A 15140-nucleotide genomic window follows, 5' to 3' on the forward strand; every position below is an offset into this window, starting at 1 on the left:
AGAGGATAACCATGAGCTTCGAAGGGAAAATTGTCCTGGTCACCGGCGCAAGCCGCGGTATTGGCCGGGCTATTGCAGAGTTGTTTGTTGCACGTGGCGCCAAGGTTATCGGCACCGCTACCAGCGAGAGCGGTGCTGAAGCCATCAGCAGCTATCTGGGTGAGAACGGCAAAGGCTATATGCTGAACGTGGTTGATGCTCAATCTATCGACAACGTTTTGACCTCGATTCGTGCAGAATTTGGCGAAATCGACATTTTAGTGAATAATGCCGGGATTACGCGTGATAACCTGCTGATGCGAATGAAGGATGAGGAGTGGCAGGATATCCTGGACACCAATCTGACTTCCGTATTCCGTCTGTCAAAAGCGGTAATGCGAGCTATGATGAAAAAGCGGTTTGGCCGTATCATCTCTATCGGTTCCGTTGTTGGCACCATGGGGAATGCAGGGCAGGCTAACTACGCGGCGGCTAAAGCCGGTCTGATTGGTTTTAGTAAGTCTTTGGCACGTGAGATCGCTTCACGTGGCATTACGGTCAACGTCGTGGCTCCTGGCTTTATTGAGACGGACATGACACGGGCGTTGACAGAAGATCAACGCGCAGGCATTTTGACTCAGGTTCCGGCTAGCCGGCTTGGGGAAGCTAAAGAAATCGCCAGCGCTGTTGCATTTTTAGCCTCTGACGAGGCCAGCTACATCACCGGTGAAACGTTACATGTCAATGGCGGCATGTATATGATTTAAAAAATGCGAAAACTATTTGCGTTATTTGAGGTAAAAACCGCAAAATAGCGTAAAATCGTGGTTTGACCAGCCGGGATTTAGTTGCATCTTTTTCAACATTTTATACACTACGAAAACCATCGCGAAAGCGAGTTTTGATAGGAAATTTAAGAGTATGAGCACTATCGAAGAACGCGTTAAGAAAATCATTGTTGAGCAACTGGGTGTTAAGCAGGAAGAAGTATTGAACAACGCTTCTTTCGTTGAAGACCTGGGCGCTGATTCTCTTGACACCGTTGAGCTGGTAATGGCTCTGGAAGAAGAATTCGACACCGAAATTCCAGACGAAGAAGCTGAGAAAATCACTACTGTGCAAGCAGCTATTGATTTCATCAACGCTAGCCAGCAGTAAGCGAACATATCTAGGCGGTCACTCGACCGCCTAAGTTTTTTCTATCCCTAGCGTCATATTTTCCCTCCTTGGAGGACAAACGTGTCTAAGCGTCGAGTAGTTGTGACCGGACTGGGCATGTTGTCTCCTGTCGGCAATACTGTAGAGTCCACATGGAATGCTCTTCTTGCCGGTCAGAGTGGCATCAGCCTGATCGACCATTTCGATACTACTGCCTATGCAACGCGCTTTGCTGGCTTGGTAAAGAATTTTAACTGTGAAGATTTCATCTCGCGCAAAGATGCGCGCAAGATGGATGCCTTCATTCAATACGGCATCGTCGCCGGCATGCAAGCCATGCAGGATGCGGGGCTGGATATCAACGAGGCGAACGCCAATCGTATTGGTGCCGCTATCGGCTCTGGTATCGGCGGCCTGGGGTTGATTGAAGAAAACCATAGCTCACTGGTTAACGGTGGCCCACGGAAAATCAGTCCGTTTTTTGTGCCTTCGACCATTGTGAACATGATTGCCGGTCACCTGACCATTATGTACGGCATGCGTGGCCCAAGTATTTCCATCGCTACTGCCTGTACCTCAGGTGTCCATAACATTGGCCATGCCGCACGTATCATTGCTTACAATGATGCCGATGTAATGCTGGCCGGTGGCGCAGAAAAAGCCAGTACCCCTCTGGGTGTCGGCGGCTTTGGGGCGGCTCGTGCGCTCTCAACCCGCAATGACAACCCACAGGCCGCAAGCCGCCCCTGGGATAAAGACCGTGATGGTTTTGTCCTGGGCGATGGTGCGGGGATGATGGTGCTGGAAGAGTACGAACACGCAAAACAACGCGGTGCGAAAATTTACGCCGAAATTGTCGGGTTTGGTATGAGCAGCGATGCCTACCATATGACATCACCACCTGAAAACGGTGCTGGTGCCGCCTTGGCGATGGAAAATGCACTGCGTGATGCGGGTGTGACAACGTCACAGATTGGCTATATCAACGCGCATGGCACCTCGACGCCGGCCGGTGATAAGGCCGAAACCCAAGCGGTGAAGTCCGTATTTGGCAGCGATGCCAACCGGGTGATGGTCAGCTCCACCAAGTCAATGACCGGCCACCTGCTGGGGGCCGCTGGGGCGATTGAGTCGATCTTTACCGTGTTGGCTTTGCGTGATCAGGCCGTTCCACCTACCATCAATCTGGATAATCCGGATGAAGGTTGCGATCTGGACTTCGTACCACACGAAGCGCGCCAGACCAAAGATATGGAGTTCACGCTGTGTAACTCCTTCGGCTTCGGTGGCACCAACGGTTCGCTGATTTTCCGTCGCGTATAATTATTGCCAACTTAAGTTGATAAAGGCCCGGTGCATTTTGACCGGGCTTTTTTTATGGCTCCAGGCCGTTTATCGTAGTATGCGCCTGTTATGCTGTAGTGATAACACAGTGAGGAAACGCATGTACTGGATCAATGGACAACAACATGACGCCCTGGCAGCCAGCGATCGCGGTTTGCAGTTTGGCGACGGCTGCTTTACCACCGCCAGAGTAGTGGATGGCAACATCGATCTTTTCCCTTGGCATCTTGAGCGGATGCAGCAGGCGGCACAGAGGTTGCTGCTGCCTGCAGTGGACTGGGCGGCATTGGAACTTGAGATGCGCCATGCGGCAGGCTCTCTGTCCCTTGGCGTGGTCAAAGCGATACTGACCAGAGGCAGCGGCGGACGAGGTTACAGCCCGCACGGCTGTGCTGCTCCTACAAGGATCGTTTCGCGCAGCGCCTATCCCATACACTACCAGTCATGGCGTGAAGAAGGGATCAGCCTGACGCTCAGCCCGGTTGCCCTGGGGCGTAATCCACTGCTGGCAGGTCTGAAACACCTTAACCGCCTGGAGCAGGTGTTGATCCGCGCAGATCTTGACCAGGCCGATGCCGATGAGGCGCTGGTGCTTGACACTGCGGGTATGCTGGTGGAATGCTGTGCGGCTAATTTGTTCTGGCGCAAAGGAAAAAACGTCTTTACGCCAAACCTGGATCAGGCCGGTGTCGCTGGTGTGATGCGCCGCCGCGTGATTGAACTTCTGGCGGGCAGCGAGTATCTACTGCATTACGTCAGTGAACCGCTGGAGACGCTGGCCGATGCGGAGGAAGTGCTGATATGCAACGCGCTGATGCCGTTGCTGCCGGTGAATAGGGCACAATCATGGTGCTATTCTTCGCGCCAACTGTATGATTTTTTGCGACCACACTGTTAATGATGGCTGATCGATGAAGAGAAAAAAGCTCAAGATTGTTGTACTGCTGCTGCTCCTGGCGTTGGCTTCTCTGTATTGGGGGCATCAGCGGATTGAACGCTTTGCCGAGACTCCGCTGGCGATTGGGCAGGAAACCTACTTCAAACTGCCCGCAGGCACTGGCCGTGTGGCGCTGGAAGGGCTGCTGGTACGCGACAAGCTGATCCACAATGGCCGTTGGTTCCCGTGGTTACTGCGCCTGGAGCCAGAACTGGCAGAATTCAAGGCGGGTACCTACCGTTTAACCCCGGGGATGACGGTGCGCCAGATGCTGAAACTGTTGGCGAGCGGCAAAGAAGCCCAGTTCAGCGCGCGCTTTATCGAGGGTTTGCGTCTGAAAGATTGGCTGCAGGTGCTGCAAGACTCCAAGTATGTCAAACATACCCTTGCAGGCAAAAGCGAGGCGGAAATCGCCAAGGCGCTGGGGCTGCCAGAAGGTGGCGTGCTGGAAGGCCGTTTGTATCCAGATACCTATCTCTATACGGCAGGAACCACCGATCAGGCATTGTTAAAGCGTTCTCAGTTGCGGATGTACAAGGCATTGCAGGACGTTTGGCATGCGCGAGATACCAGCTTGCCTTATAAAACGCCGGAAGAGTTGCTGACGATGGCTTCGATCGTTGAGAAGGAGACGGCTGTAGCGGAGGAACGCACCAAGGTCGCTTCGGTGTTTATCAATCGCCTGCGTTTGGGCATGCGTTTGCAAACCGATCCTACGGTGATCTACGGCATGGGCGACAGTTACACCGGGAACATCACCCGTAAGGATCTGGAGACGGCAACGCCCTATAACACCTATGTGATCAGTGGCCTGCCGCCAACGCCGATCGCCATGCCGAGCCTTGCTTCACTGGAAGCCGCTGCCAATCCGGCTAAAACCGATTATTTGTACTTTGTTGCCGACGGCAAGGGTGGCCATACGTTCACCACCAACCTGGCAAGCCATAATGCTGCGGTGCGTGTCTATCGGCAGGTACAAAAGGAAAAGAATGAAAAGTAACTTTGTAGTGATTGAAGGGTTGGAAGGAGCGGGTAAAACCACCGCGCGCAATACCGTGGTCAACGTGCTTAACGAGCAGGGTATTAACGACATTGTGTTTACCCGTGAACCGGGCGGTACGCCACTGGCGGAGAAGCTGCGCGAGCTGTTTAAATGCGGCGCAGATGGCGATTTGCCGACCATCAAGGCGGAACTGCTGATGATATATGCCGCGCGGGTGCAACTGGTGGAAACCGTGATCCAACCGGCGTTGGCGCGGGGAGCCTGGGTAGTTGGCGATCGTCACGACCTTTCGGCACAAGCCTATCAGGGCGGGGGGCGGGGAATCGATCCACACTTGATGAGTTCGCTGCGTGATACGGTATTGGGTGACTTCCGCCCCGACTTGACCCTTTATCTCGACTTACCTCCGTCGGTGGGCCTGCAAAGGGCGCGCGCGCGCGGAGAGTTAGACCGTATTGAGCAAGAAGCGCTGCCGTTCTTTGAACGTACCCGCGCGCGCTATCTTGAACTGGCGGCGCAGGATGCGAGCATCGTTACCATAGATGCGGCACAAACGCTGGAACAGGTCACCGCCGATATTCGCCAGGTGGTTGTACAGTGGCTGCAACAGCAGGAAGTGGTGTAATGAACTGGTACCCGTGGCTTAACGCTCCCTATCGTCATTTGGTGGGGCAGTATGCGGCTGGGCGTGGCCATCACGCATTACTGCTGCATGCGGCGGAGGGCAACGGCGATGCTGAGCTACTCTATGCCCTTAGCCGTTGGCTGATCTGCCAAAAGCGCAATGGTGAAAAGAGCTGCGGTGAGTGTCACAGCTGCCGGTTGATGCTGGCAGGCAACCACCCGGACTACCACGTATTGGCCCAGGAAAAGGGCAAGAGTAGCTTGGGTATCGAACCTATCCGCCAGGTGATTGAGGTCCTCTATTCCCATGCCCAGCAGGGGGGAGCCAAGGTGGTGTGGCTATCGCAGGCAGAACTGTTGACCGAGGCCGCCGCCAACGCCTTGCTGAAAACCCTGGAAGAACCTCCGGCCAATACCTACTTCCTGCTAGGTTGCCGTGAGCCCTCACGCCTGCTGGCGACACTGCGTAGCCGCTGTTTCTACTGGCATCTGGCCAGCCCGGATGAACAGCTGAGTCTGCAATGGCTTAACCGCCAGGGCGCGGGCAATCCGGTCGATCGTCTGACCGCATTACGTTTGCATGACGGTGCTCCACTCGCAGCCGAACAGTTGCTGCAACCGAATCGCTGGCAACAGCGGGCCGCACTGTGCAACGCCTTGAACACCGCTCTGCCGCAGTGCGATATGTTGGCCCTGTTGCCAGCACTGAACCATGACGACGTGGCGGACCGGCTACACTGGCTATGCGCGTTGCTGATGGATGCGATGAAATACCAGCAGGGGGCCGCGAGCTATGCTCTGAACCAGGATCAATTGCCGCTGGTCCAGCAATTGGCCAGCCGGTTGAGCAGCGTTTCGCTCCAGCAAATCATGCAGCAGTGGCTTAACTGCCGCCATCAGTTACTCAGCGTGGTCGGCGTTAATCGCGAGCTGTTGCTGACAGAACAGTTACTCGGTTGGGAGCAGATGCTCGGCGCTACCGGTTACTCACTCCCTCATTCGTTGTAAAAGAGTTAATTATCATGTTATTAGTAGATTCTCACTGCCACCTCGACAGCCTGGACTTCGCCACCTTGCACCACAGCGTGGACGATGCCCTGGTCAAAGCCAAAGCGCAGGATGTGGGTTTTGTACTGGCGGTTGCCACCACGCTGCCGGGTTACCAGGCGATGACCCAACTGATCGGTCAACGTAACGATGTTGCCTTCTCCTGTGGCGTTCATCCGTTGAATCTGGAGGGGGGCTACGATTATGCCGAACTGCGCAGTCTGGCTGCGGCAGAGCAGGTGGTTGCCCTGGGGGAAACCGGGCTGGATTACTTCTATCAGCAAGACAATATCCCGTTACAGCAAGAGTCGTTCCGCCAACATATTCGTATTGGCCGGGATCTCAACAAACCGGTGATTGTGCATACGCGTGACGCGCGTGACGATACCTTGGCCATTCTGCGTGAAGAGAATGCACAGGATTGCGGCGGCGTGCTGCATTGCTTCACCGAAGATTTGCCAACGGCGAAAGCCTTGCTCGATCTGGGCTTCTATATCTCGTTTTCCGGTATTGTCACTTTCCGTAACGCCGAGCCGCTGCGCGAGGTGGCCCGCTATGTGCCATTAGATCGTATGCTGGTGGAAACCGACTCGCCATACTTGGCACCGGTGCCTCATCGCGGCAAAGAAAACCAACCCGCCTATGTGCGTGACGTCGCAGAATACCTGGCCGTATTGAAAGGCGTCAGCCTGGAAAACCTGGCGCAAGCGACCACCGCCAACTTTTCACGTTTGTTTCACATCGAACTCTGATCCTTCGTCTAGGCTTAGCGAACCGCTGGCGAAAATCTAATTCTTTTTAAGCTCGTAATTAATCCTCGAAACGGGTAATGTTCCCACCCGTTTCAGGGGAACGGCCGGGCAAATTTTCATCTTTCTTCACAAAAAGTAGACGATTTTTGAAAAATGGCCGGTCAGATTCATCGAAACGTGACTGCCATCAAACATTGTTCAGGGTATTTATTTTACTCTGCGTAAAAATTAAAGGGGTGCTCAGACACCCTGAAAATGCAGGGGTTTTCTCTCCCCCCTCTGCAACGCGAAAATTCGCGAGAAGTAGCAAAGTACTATTACTCAGGAGCACACTCAACTATGTTCAAGAACGCATTTGCCAACCTGCAAAAAGTAGGTAAATCGCTGATGCTGCCGGTTTCCGTATTGCCTATCGCAGGTATCCTGCTGGGCGTCGGTTCCGCCAACTTTAGCTGGCTACCGCTGGTAGTCTCTCACGTAATGGCGGAAGCCGGCGGTTCCGTATTCGCCAATATGCCGTTGATCTTCGCTATCGGTGTTGCCCTGGGCTTCACTAACAACGACGGCGTTTCTGCATTGGCCGCGGTAGTGGCTTACGGCATCATGGTGAAAACCATGGCCGTGGTTGCGCCGCTGGTGCTGCATTTGCCAGCCGAAGAGATTGCGGCCAAACACCTGGCGGATACCGGTGTGCTCGGGGGGATTATCTCCGGTGCCATTGCTGCCTACATGTTTAACCGCTTCTTCCGCATTCAGTTGCCAGAATACCTGGGCTTCTTTGCCGGTAAGCGTTTTGTGCCGATCATCTCTGGTCTGGCCGCAATCATTCTGGGTGTGATCCTCTCCTTCATCTGGCCGCCAATCGGTACGGCTATCCAGACCTTCTCCGAATGGGCGGCTTATCAGAACCCAGTGGTGGCATTCGGTATCTACGGTTTTGTTGAGCGTGCGCTGGTACCGTTTGGCCTGCACCACATCTGGAACGTTCCGTTCCAAATGCAGATTGGTGAATATACCAATGCGGCCGGTCAAGTGTTCCACGGCGACATTCCACGTTACATGGCGGGTGACCCAACTGCGGGTATGCTGTCTGGTGGCTTCCTGTTCAAAATGTATGGTCTGCCTGCTGCTGCGATTGCCATCTGGCACTCAGCCAAGCCGGAAAACCGTGCCAAAGTCGGCGGTATCATGATCTCCGCTGCGCTGACCTCGTTCTTGACCGGTATTACCGAGCCGATCGAGTTCTCCTTCATGTTCGTTGCGCCGATCCTGTACGTAATCCATGCGATCCTGGCCGGTCTGGCGTTCCCAATCTGTATTCTGTTGGGTATGCGTGACGGTACCAGCTTCTCACACGGCCTGATCGACTTCATCGTACTGAGCGGCAACAGCAGCAAAATCTGGCTGTTCCCAATCGTTGGTGTCATCTACGGTCTGGTGTACTACACCATCTTCCGCGTGCTGATTGCCAAACTGGATCTGAAAACCCCTGGCCGTGAAGACAATGCTTCCGAGCAGGTGGCTCAGGGCGGTTCTGAAATGTCTGCTGCGCTGGTTCAGGCATTCGGCGGTAAAGAAAACATCACCAACCTGGATGCCTGTATTACCCGTCTGCGCGTTAGCGTGGCCGACGTATCCAAGGTCGACCAGGCTGGTCTGAAGAAACTGGGTGCTGCCGGTGTAGTTGTGGCTGGCTCAGGTGTTCAGGCGATCTTTGGTACCAAATCCGACAACCTGAAAACCGATATGGATGAATACATCCGTAACAACTGATTCAGGTAGGGGAGTTAATGGGGAGGCTTAGGCCTCCCTTTTTTTATGGGTTGATTAACAACATGGGGAGGGGCGCTCATGGATCTCAGCTCAAACAACCAACAGGCGGGGCAAGCCCCGCCGTTGGGTTGCCTTACCTTACGGATTCGTAAGCCATCATGGCCGCAACCTCCGTTTCTCCGCTACGAATGCGGATCTCACAGAGTCTTTTCCTGGTCATCCAGGTAAACACCAGTACGGTGATACAGAGAATAACCAGAGTCATTACTACTAATTTTTGCGGCATGATAGCCTCCTTGTCCTTGCCTTTCGGCGGGTAAGAGGCTACCTTTATGGTGTTTGGGCATAAGAGTGGCCTCGGGTTGATTTACATCGATTCGGGGCTTTTCTCTTTCTATCCCTTGCTCATGCTCAGGACAAAAAGATCCAGAGCACCCACGCGAATTTTACCCCTAATCCCGCCTGATAATAAATCAGCGCTTTGTTACATAGAACAAGTAAGCTGAACGGGCTCAGTGTACATCCTGCTTAATTTGTTGGTTTTTTTCCCTGTTTATTGCGATGCTGATGGCTGTCCATCGATCGCTGCAAGAGAGGGGAAAATGCCCAACCAATCCGTGCTCAATCCACCAACGTTGATCGGCAATCAAATCGAACTACGACCCTTGCAGCCAGAGCACCGTGAGGCAATGCTGAGCGCCGCTGCTGATGGCGAACTGTGGAACCTGAAGGTTACCGCAGTGCCGAGTGCCAGTACGATCGACAGTTATATCGCCACTGCCGTGGCTGGCCGTGATGCTGGCTCAATGCTGCCGTTTGTCATTGTTCAGCGGGATAGCGGACGCATTATCGGCAGCACCCGTTTCTGGAAAATCGACCGGGGTAATCGCAAAATGGAAATCGGCCACTCCTGGCTGAGCCAGTCGGTGCAGCGCACCGGCGTGAATACCGAAGCGAAATACCTGCTGCTCAACTATGCCTTTGAGGTTTTACAGGCGGTACGGGTGCAGTTCACCACCGACGAACTGAACGACAGGTCACGCGCGGCAATTCTGCGCATTGGTGCCAAGCAGGAGGGGATTGTACGCCATGAGCGCATCATGCCCGACGGGCGCAAACGTAACTCGGTCAGGTTCAGCATCATCGATGATGAATGGTGTGGAGTGAAAGCCAGGTTAGACGTTTTGCTGAAGCGCTAAACGTGTGGAACAAACAGTGGCATGATCTCATTGGGCGCAGATGCAGCGCCCCTACAACAGCCTTTCAACTCCGCGCTAAATTCCCCACGCCACCGTCGATCAGCAGTTCACTGCCCACCATGTAGCTGGATTCGTCAGACGCGAGGAATACGGCGGCTTTGGCCAATTCCAGCGCGGTCCCCATGCGGCCAATCGGCACCAGCGCGTGGATCTCTTCGCGCAACGCCTGTTCAGCCTGTGCCGGTAAACCCAGCTTACCCAGTGCCGGAGTTGCCGTTGGGCCAGGGCTGAGGCCGTTGACGCGAATTCCGCGCGGATGCAACTCGGCTGAAAGTGAACGCGCCAAAGACAAAATCCCGGCTTTACTGGCGGCATAGACGCTGCTTTGCGCCAGGCCAATATGCGCGCTGACGGAACCACACAGGATCACAGAGGCAGGGTTGCCCAACAACGGCAACAGAGCCTGGATCAAAAACAGTGGGCCTTTGAGATTGGTGTTCATCAGTTGGTCATAGCGCTGTTCATCCCATTCCTGCAACGGCAGGTGGGTGACATCACCGGCGTTGATATACAGGATATCCAAACGGGGCCAGCTTTTGGCCAACTGCGCGGCCAAAATCGGTTGTTGGCCGATATCCCCAGCGTCATTGTGCAACAGCACGACATCCCCTAGCGTTTCGCCAGCTGCTGTTAACCCGCCAGCGCTGCGCCCAGTGATCGCCACGGTGGCGCCTTCGGCAATAAACTGCCGGGCCGTCTCCAGCCCTATGCCGCTGGTTCCCCCGGTAATCAACGCGTATTTACCTGCTAATCGTGACATAACCCTTCCTCTCGTTGGTCAGTTACGCCATTATTGGTCTGTCAGTACCTTTTGCATAGTAGGTACCATTTGGATACTAAAGGACAAGGTGGGATGCAATGGCGTCAACAGTGAAAGGGCAGGTTGAAAAAAATTATACGTTACCGCCTGCGGGGGAGCCGTGCCCAATGGTGAGCTTCGTCAATTTGGTTTCGGGCAAATGGGCCATCCCAATCCTGTATCGCCTGATGGTGATCGATGGCCCGATACGCTTTAGCGAATTACAGCGCGCGGTGGCGCCAATCGCGCAAAAAGAGCTGACGCGTCAGCTCCGCCAGTTTGAACAATGCGGTCTTGTCACTCGCCAGGTGTTTCCAGAGGTGCCACCACGGGTGGAGTACCAGATAACGCCGCTGGGTAAAACGTTGCGCCCCACGCTAGACTCGTTGGCCGATTGGATGCGTGACCATGCGCCTCAGTTGATCGGTAGCCAATAACCGCCGGTAAAGTCGTAAGGTTGAGTGATTCTCCATCATTCGATACGGAAAGTGCGCAATCGGGTTGATAGCAGTAGAATTTGTCACGATACTGCGTAAACCAATATTTTCGCTGAACAAGGAGTTCCAGATGGCCGAAGAAACGATTTTCAGTAAAATTATTCGCCGTGAAATCCCTGCCGATGTGGTCTACCAGGACGAACTGGTTACCGCATTTCGTGATATTTCCCCACAGGCACCGACCCATATCCTGATCGTGCCGAACGTGCTCATTCCAACGGTGAACGATGTGACCGTGGAACACGAGGCCGCATTAGGCCGTATGATCACCGTGGCGGCCAAAATTGCCGAGCAGGAAGGGATTGCCGAAGACGGTTACCGCTTGCTCATCAATTGCAATCGTCACGGCGGGCAGGAGGTCTATCATATTCATATGCATTTAGTAGGTGGGCACGCTCTGGGCCCGTTGTTGTCACGTTAACCGAGGAAGGCCATGCGCTATATTCACACGACGCGTTACTTGATGGCGCTGGTGCTCCCCGCCGTGATGCTGATGGGCTGTAGCAGCCCGAAGGGCATCTCGGTCAATGAACGGCAAACGGTGGTGATGGATTCACCGGTACTGACGGCAGGTATTCTGGCGGATAACCCGTCTATTGCCGACGCGTCTGGCCGTCTGCGGGCCAGTTCGGTGCTCAGTAACACCCAGACGACGCCGGTGACCCTCCACTATCGTTTCTACTGGTATGACAAACAGGGGCTGGACATCCTGCCTTTTGAACAGCCGCGCACGGTCACCGTCGCTGCCAATTCAGACGCCGAGATTTATTCGTTGAATGGCAACCTTGATGCCAAGCGTGTACGTCTGTATTTATACTTATAAGTTTTGGGTTACGTTGGAGAAGGTAATGAAAAAGTTCCTATGGGTGGCGCTGGCCGCGTTGGTGTTAACTGGTTGTCCATCACGCCCGCCAGAGCCTACGGCCCCGGTGACGGTCGAGCCACAGCCGCAACCAGAGCCTCAGCCTGAACCGTTGCCACCAACCACCGAGCCGGTGCCACAGCCGCCGAAGATCCAGCAGCTTGACTGGCTGGGCAGCGTGCAGCCGTTGGTCAATCAGATGCTGAAGGCCGATGGCGTCACCCCTGGCAGCGTATTGCTGTTGGACAGCGTGAAAAACAATACCAATGGCTCATTGAGCATCGGCAACGCTACCTCGGCGCTGCACCAGGCTTTGGCATCCAACAAGACCTTTGCCGTCGTGCCGGAAGCGCAGTTGGCGAGCGCCAAACAGACGCTGGGCCTGTCGGCGGAAGATAGCCTCGGGTCGCGCAGCAAGGCGATTGGCTTGGCGCGTATCGTCAACGCGCAATACGTGTTGTATAGCGCCGTCAGTGGCGATGTGAAGTCACCGTCGATGGAAATGCAGCTGATGCTGGTGCAAACCGGTGAGATCGTCTGGTCAGGCAATGGCGACGTCAAATACTGAATCCCAGCTGCGGCGACTCTTGAGTAACAGACTGCCGGCGGTAAATACCGCCGGTTGTCATTTTAGCCTGGTACAAGGGTTGAGCGGCGAGAGCTGGCGGATCGACAGTGGCGATGTGCAACTACTGGCCCGTCCGCAGACGCCGGAAAAACGCATGCTCGGCGTTAACCGTCGGCGTGAGGGGCAAGTGCTGAAGCGTGCTGGATTGGGCATAGGTCCAAAGGTGTGGTTACAGAGCCCTGAGTGGTTGATCGTCGAATGGCTTGCCGGTGAGAGCGTTGACGAAACGGCGTTTGCTTCCATACTGGCCAACGGGGAGTTGGCAGCGCTGACCGCTCGGCTGCATAACCGAGGGTTGAGTGGTTACCGGCTGGATCTGCAACAGCAATTTACCCGCTATTGGCAGCAAATTGATCGCCGGCGGATCACACCTGGTTGGCTGCGTTGGCAGCGCTATTTCATCAACGGCACCATGCCGCGCCCGTTGCAGTTGGCAACGCTGCACATGGATATTCATGCTGGCAATCTGCTGCGACAGACCGGGCAGCTCAGGCTGATCGACTGGGAGTATGCCGCCGATGGCGATATCGCCCTGGAGCTGGCGGCGATGTTTCGCTTCAATCAATTTTCCCCGGCTGAGCAACAACGCTTTTTGGAGCAATACCAACCTCACGGCTACGCCGATTTGCCGCAGTTGGCCTCACAGGTCCAGCGTTGGTTGCCGTGGGTGGATTACCTGATTCTGATGTGGTGTGAAGTGCGCTGGCAGCAGTGTCGGGATGCGGAATTTTTGCGTTGGGGCGCAACGTTATACCGGCGTTTTTGTTTATCATCGTCAAATTAATCATGAATACTGATGTGAGGTGGCCGTGGGCCCAGTAATGCTAGATGTCGTCGGCTATGAGCTGGACGCAGAAGAACGTGAGATTTTAAAACACCCGCTGGTAGGGGGCTTGATCCTGTTTACCCGCAACTTTGCCGATCCGCAGCAGTTGCGTGAGCTGGTTCGCCAAATCCGCGCGGCCTCGCATTCGCGGTTGGTGGTGGCAGTGGATCAGGAAGGCGGGCGCGTGCAGCGTTTTCGCGAAGGTTTTACCCGCTTACCGGCGGCGCAGTCCTTTGCGGCGCTCAACGATGCTCAGGAAGGCGGGCGTCTGGCTCAGGAAGCTGGCTGGCTGATGGCCTCGGAAATGATTGCCCAGGATATCGATATCAGCTTTGCCCCGGTATTGGACATCGGCCACGCCAGTGCGGCAATTGGCGAACGTTCTTTCCATAGCGATCCGCAGCAGGCGTTAGTGATGGCCGAACGCTTTATCCAGGGGATGCACAGCGCCGGGATGAAAACCACCGGCAAGCATTTCCCAGGGCATGGCGCAGTCACGGCGGACTCGCATAAAGAAACTCCGCGCGATCCGCGGCCATTGGCCCAAATCCGCGAACATGATATGACTATTTTCCGCGAGCTGATCCAACGCGGATTGCTGGATGCCATCATGCCAGCCCATGTTATCTATACTGAAGCAGACCCGCGCCCGGCCAGCGGCTCGCCTTACTGGCTGCAGCAAATCTTGCGTCAGGAGCTAGGCTTTGAGGGCGTGATCTTCTCTGACGATCTGTCGATGGAAGGGGCGGCGATCATGGGCAGCTATGCCGAGCGTGGCCAGGCGGCGCTGGATGCCGGTTGCGATATGATCCTGGTTTGTAATAATCGGGCAGGGGCGGTCAGCGTGTTAGATAACCTGTCCCCGGTCAAAGTAGAGAAATTGCAGCGGTTATATCATCGCGGTCAGTTCACCCGTCAGGAACTGCGCGATTCCGACCGTTGGCAAAAGGCGCATAGTGCGCTGAGTCAATTGCATGAACGCTGGGAAGAGCATAAGCAACGCTCAGCGGGGTGAACGGCCAGGGCGCCGCAAGAAGGCGGCGTTAATAATGGGGGCTGCCAGCGGCCCCCAGCTTGTTGCGAGGAACCACATGATTATCTATTTGCATGGCTTCGATTCCACCAGTCCCGGCAATCATGAAAAGATTATGCAGTTACAGTTCATCGATCCGGACGTGCGCTTTATCAGCTACAGCACTTTGCATCCGCGCCATGATATGCAGCATTTATTGAAAGAGGTGGACAAGGCGGTTCAGCAGGAAGGGGATGCCCATCCTCTGATCTGCGGCGTGGGTCTTGGGGGCTTTTGGGCCGAACGTATCGGTTTCTTGTGCGGTATCCGTCAGGTGATCTTCAACCCGAACCTGTACCCGGAAGAGCATATGCACGGCAAGATCGACCGGCCGGAAGAGTATCGCGATATCGCCACCAAATGCGTGGAAGATTTCCGCGAGAAGAACCGCGATCGCTGCCTGGTGGTGCTTTCTCGTCAGGACGAAGTGTTGGACAGCCAACGTAGTGCCGAGTTGCTGCACAAGTATTATGAAATCGTCTGGGATGAGCAGCAGAGTCACAAGTTTAAAAACATCTCGCCACACCTTCAGCGTATCAAGGCTTTCAAGACGCTGGCGTAACAGTCCTATAACGCTTAA

General features: G+C 54.8%; 19 protein-coding genes. 17 read left to right on the forward strand and 2 right to left on the reverse strand.

Features of this window, described 5'->3' with window-relative positions:
- Positions 1-11: 11 nt before the first annotated feature.
- The 9 genes from fabG (at position 12) to ptsG (ending at position 8617) form a co-directional block, all read left to right on the forward strand.
- A complete protein-coding gene (gene fabG / locus AC6HVW_RS10955) occupies positions 12-746 on the forward strand; it encodes a 3-oxoacyl-ACP reductase FabG (RefSeq protein WP_021178306.1) in 735 nt (244 codons plus the stop codon).
- A 154-nt stretch (positions 747-900) separates the two neighbouring features.
- Positions 901-1137, forward strand: a complete 237-nt coding sequence (gene acpP / locus AC6HVW_RS10960) for an acyl carrier protein (RefSeq protein ID WP_004719003.1) — start codon at positions 901-903, stop codon at positions 1135-1137.
- An 81-nt stretch (positions 1138-1218) separates the two neighbouring features.
- On the forward strand, positions 1219-2460 hold the full coding sequence (gene fabF / locus AC6HVW_RS10965) for a beta-ketoacyl-ACP synthase II (RefSeq protein WP_024485943.1): 1242 nt from the start codon (positions 1219-1221) through the stop codon (positions 2458-2460).
- Positions 2461-2581: 121 nt separating this feature from the next.
- Entirely contained in the window at positions 2582-3379 is a 798-nt protein-coding gene (pabC, locus tag AC6HVW_RS10970) for an aminodeoxychorismate lyase (protein ID WP_071680505.1), read from the forward strand.
- A gap of 13 nt (positions 3380-3392) precedes the next feature.
- On the forward strand, positions 3393-4418 hold the full coding sequence (mltG, locus tag AC6HVW_RS10975; RefSeq protein WP_071680504.1) for an endolytic transglycosylase MltG: 1026 nt from the start codon (positions 3393-3395) through the stop codon (positions 4416-4418).
- Complete coding sequence (gene tmk, locus AC6HVW_RS10980) at positions 4408-5046, forward strand: dTMP kinase (protein WP_071680503.1); 639 nt, start codon at positions 4408-4410, stop codon at positions 5044-5046. The genes mltG and tmk overlap by 11 nt, the downstream gene beginning before the upstream one ends.
- Positions 5046-6053 carry a DNA polymerase III subunit delta' gene (gene holB, locus AC6HVW_RS10985; RefSeq protein WP_071680502.1) on the forward strand — a complete coding sequence of 336 codons (1008 nt, stop codon included), beginning with the start codon at positions 5046-5048 and terminating at the stop codon, positions 6051-6053. Before tmk ends, holB begins: the two co-directional genes overlap by 1 nt.
- A gap of 14 nt (positions 6054-6067) precedes the next feature.
- A complete protein-coding gene (locus AC6HVW_RS10990; protein WP_059200559.1) occupies positions 6068-6844 on the forward strand; it encodes a metal-dependent hydrolase in 777 nt (258 codons plus the stop codon).
- Between the two features lie 339 nt (positions 6845-7183).
- Positions 7184-8617 (forward strand): PTS glucose transporter subunit IIBC, encoded by a 1434-nt coding sequence (gene ptsG, locus AC6HVW_RS10995; RefSeq protein ID WP_021804710.1) that lies wholly within the window; start codon positions 7184-7186, stop codon positions 8615-8617.
- A gap of 133 nt (positions 8618-8750) precedes the next feature.
- On the opposite strand, the gene AC6HVW_RS11000 is transcribed toward ptsG, so the two are convergent.
- Complete coding sequence (locus tag AC6HVW_RS11000; RefSeq protein WP_081366964.1) at positions 8751-8903, reverse strand: type I toxin-antitoxin system Hok family toxin; 153 nt, start codon at positions 8901-8903, stop codon at positions 8751-8753.
- 316 nt (positions 8904-9219) lie between these two features.
- Between AC6HVW_RS11000 and AC6HVW_RS11005 the strand changes: the two genes are divergently transcribed.
- The gene (locus tag AC6HVW_RS11005) at positions 9220-9816 is read left to right on the forward strand and encodes a GNAT family N-acetyltransferase (RefSeq protein ID WP_071680500.1); all 597 of its coding nucleotides are present in this window, start codon (positions 9220-9222) and stop codon (positions 9814-9816) included.
- A gap of 64 nt (positions 9817-9880) precedes the next feature.
- Here AC6HVW_RS11005 and AC6HVW_RS11010 read toward each other — a convergent pair whose 3' ends face one another.
- A complete protein-coding gene (locus AC6HVW_RS11010) occupies positions 9881-10636 on the reverse strand; it encodes an SDR family oxidoreductase (RefSeq protein WP_186486004.1) in 756 nt (251 codons plus the stop codon).
- Positions 10637-10803: 167 nt separating this feature from the next.
- On the opposite strand from AC6HVW_RS11010, the gene AC6HVW_RS11015 reads away from it, so the two are divergent.
- The 7 genes from AC6HVW_RS11015 to ycfP all read left to right on the forward strand — a co-directional run bounded on the left by AC6HVW_RS11015 (position 10804) and on the right by ycfP (position 15122).
- Positions 10804-11112, forward strand: a complete 309-nt coding sequence (locus AC6HVW_RS11015) for a winged helix-turn-helix transcriptional regulator (protein ID WP_174332915.1) — start codon at positions 10804-10806, stop codon at positions 11110-11112.
- 130 nt (positions 11113-11242) lie between these two features.
- Positions 11243-11593 (forward strand): purine nucleoside phosphoramidase, encoded by a 351-nt coding sequence (gene hinT / locus AC6HVW_RS11020; RefSeq protein WP_497569427.1) that lies wholly within the window; start codon positions 11243-11245, stop codon positions 11591-11593.
- A gap of 12 nt (positions 11594-11605) precedes the next feature.
- On the forward strand, positions 11606-11995 hold the full coding sequence (locus AC6HVW_RS11025) for a YcfL family putative periplasmic lipoprotein (RefSeq protein ID WP_071680498.1): 390 nt from the start codon (positions 11606-11608) through the stop codon (positions 11993-11995).
- Positions 11996-12020: 25 nt separating this feature from the next.
- Positions 12021-12602 carry a penicillin-binding protein activator LpoB gene (gene lpoB, locus AC6HVW_RS11030; protein WP_037374848.1) on the forward strand — a complete coding sequence of 194 codons (582 nt, stop codon included), beginning with the start codon at positions 12021-12023 and terminating at the stop codon, positions 12600-12602.
- Positions 12583-13446: a phosphotransferase gene (locus tag AC6HVW_RS11035; RefSeq protein WP_186486005.1), complete on the forward strand. Its 864-nt coding sequence runs from the start codon at positions 12583-12585 to the stop codon at positions 13444-13446. The genes lpoB and AC6HVW_RS11035 overlap by 20 nt, the downstream gene beginning before the upstream one ends.
- A 37-nt stretch (positions 13447-13483) precedes the next feature.
- Positions 13484-14503 carry a beta-N-acetylhexosaminidase gene (gene nagZ / locus AC6HVW_RS11040; protein ID WP_071680496.1) on the forward strand — a complete coding sequence of 340 codons (1020 nt, stop codon included), beginning with the start codon at positions 13484-13486 and terminating at the stop codon, positions 14501-14503.
- Positions 14504-14579: 76 nt separating this feature from the next.
- The gene (gene ycfP / locus AC6HVW_RS11045; RefSeq protein ID WP_024485957.1) at positions 14580-15122 is read left to right on the forward strand and encodes an alpha/beta hydrolase YcfP; all 543 of its coding nucleotides are present in this window, start codon (positions 14580-14582) and stop codon (positions 15120-15122) included.
- Positions 15123-15140: the final 18 nt, after the last annotated feature.

It is taken from the genome of Serratia sp. NCCP-200 (genome assembly GCF_059697885.1).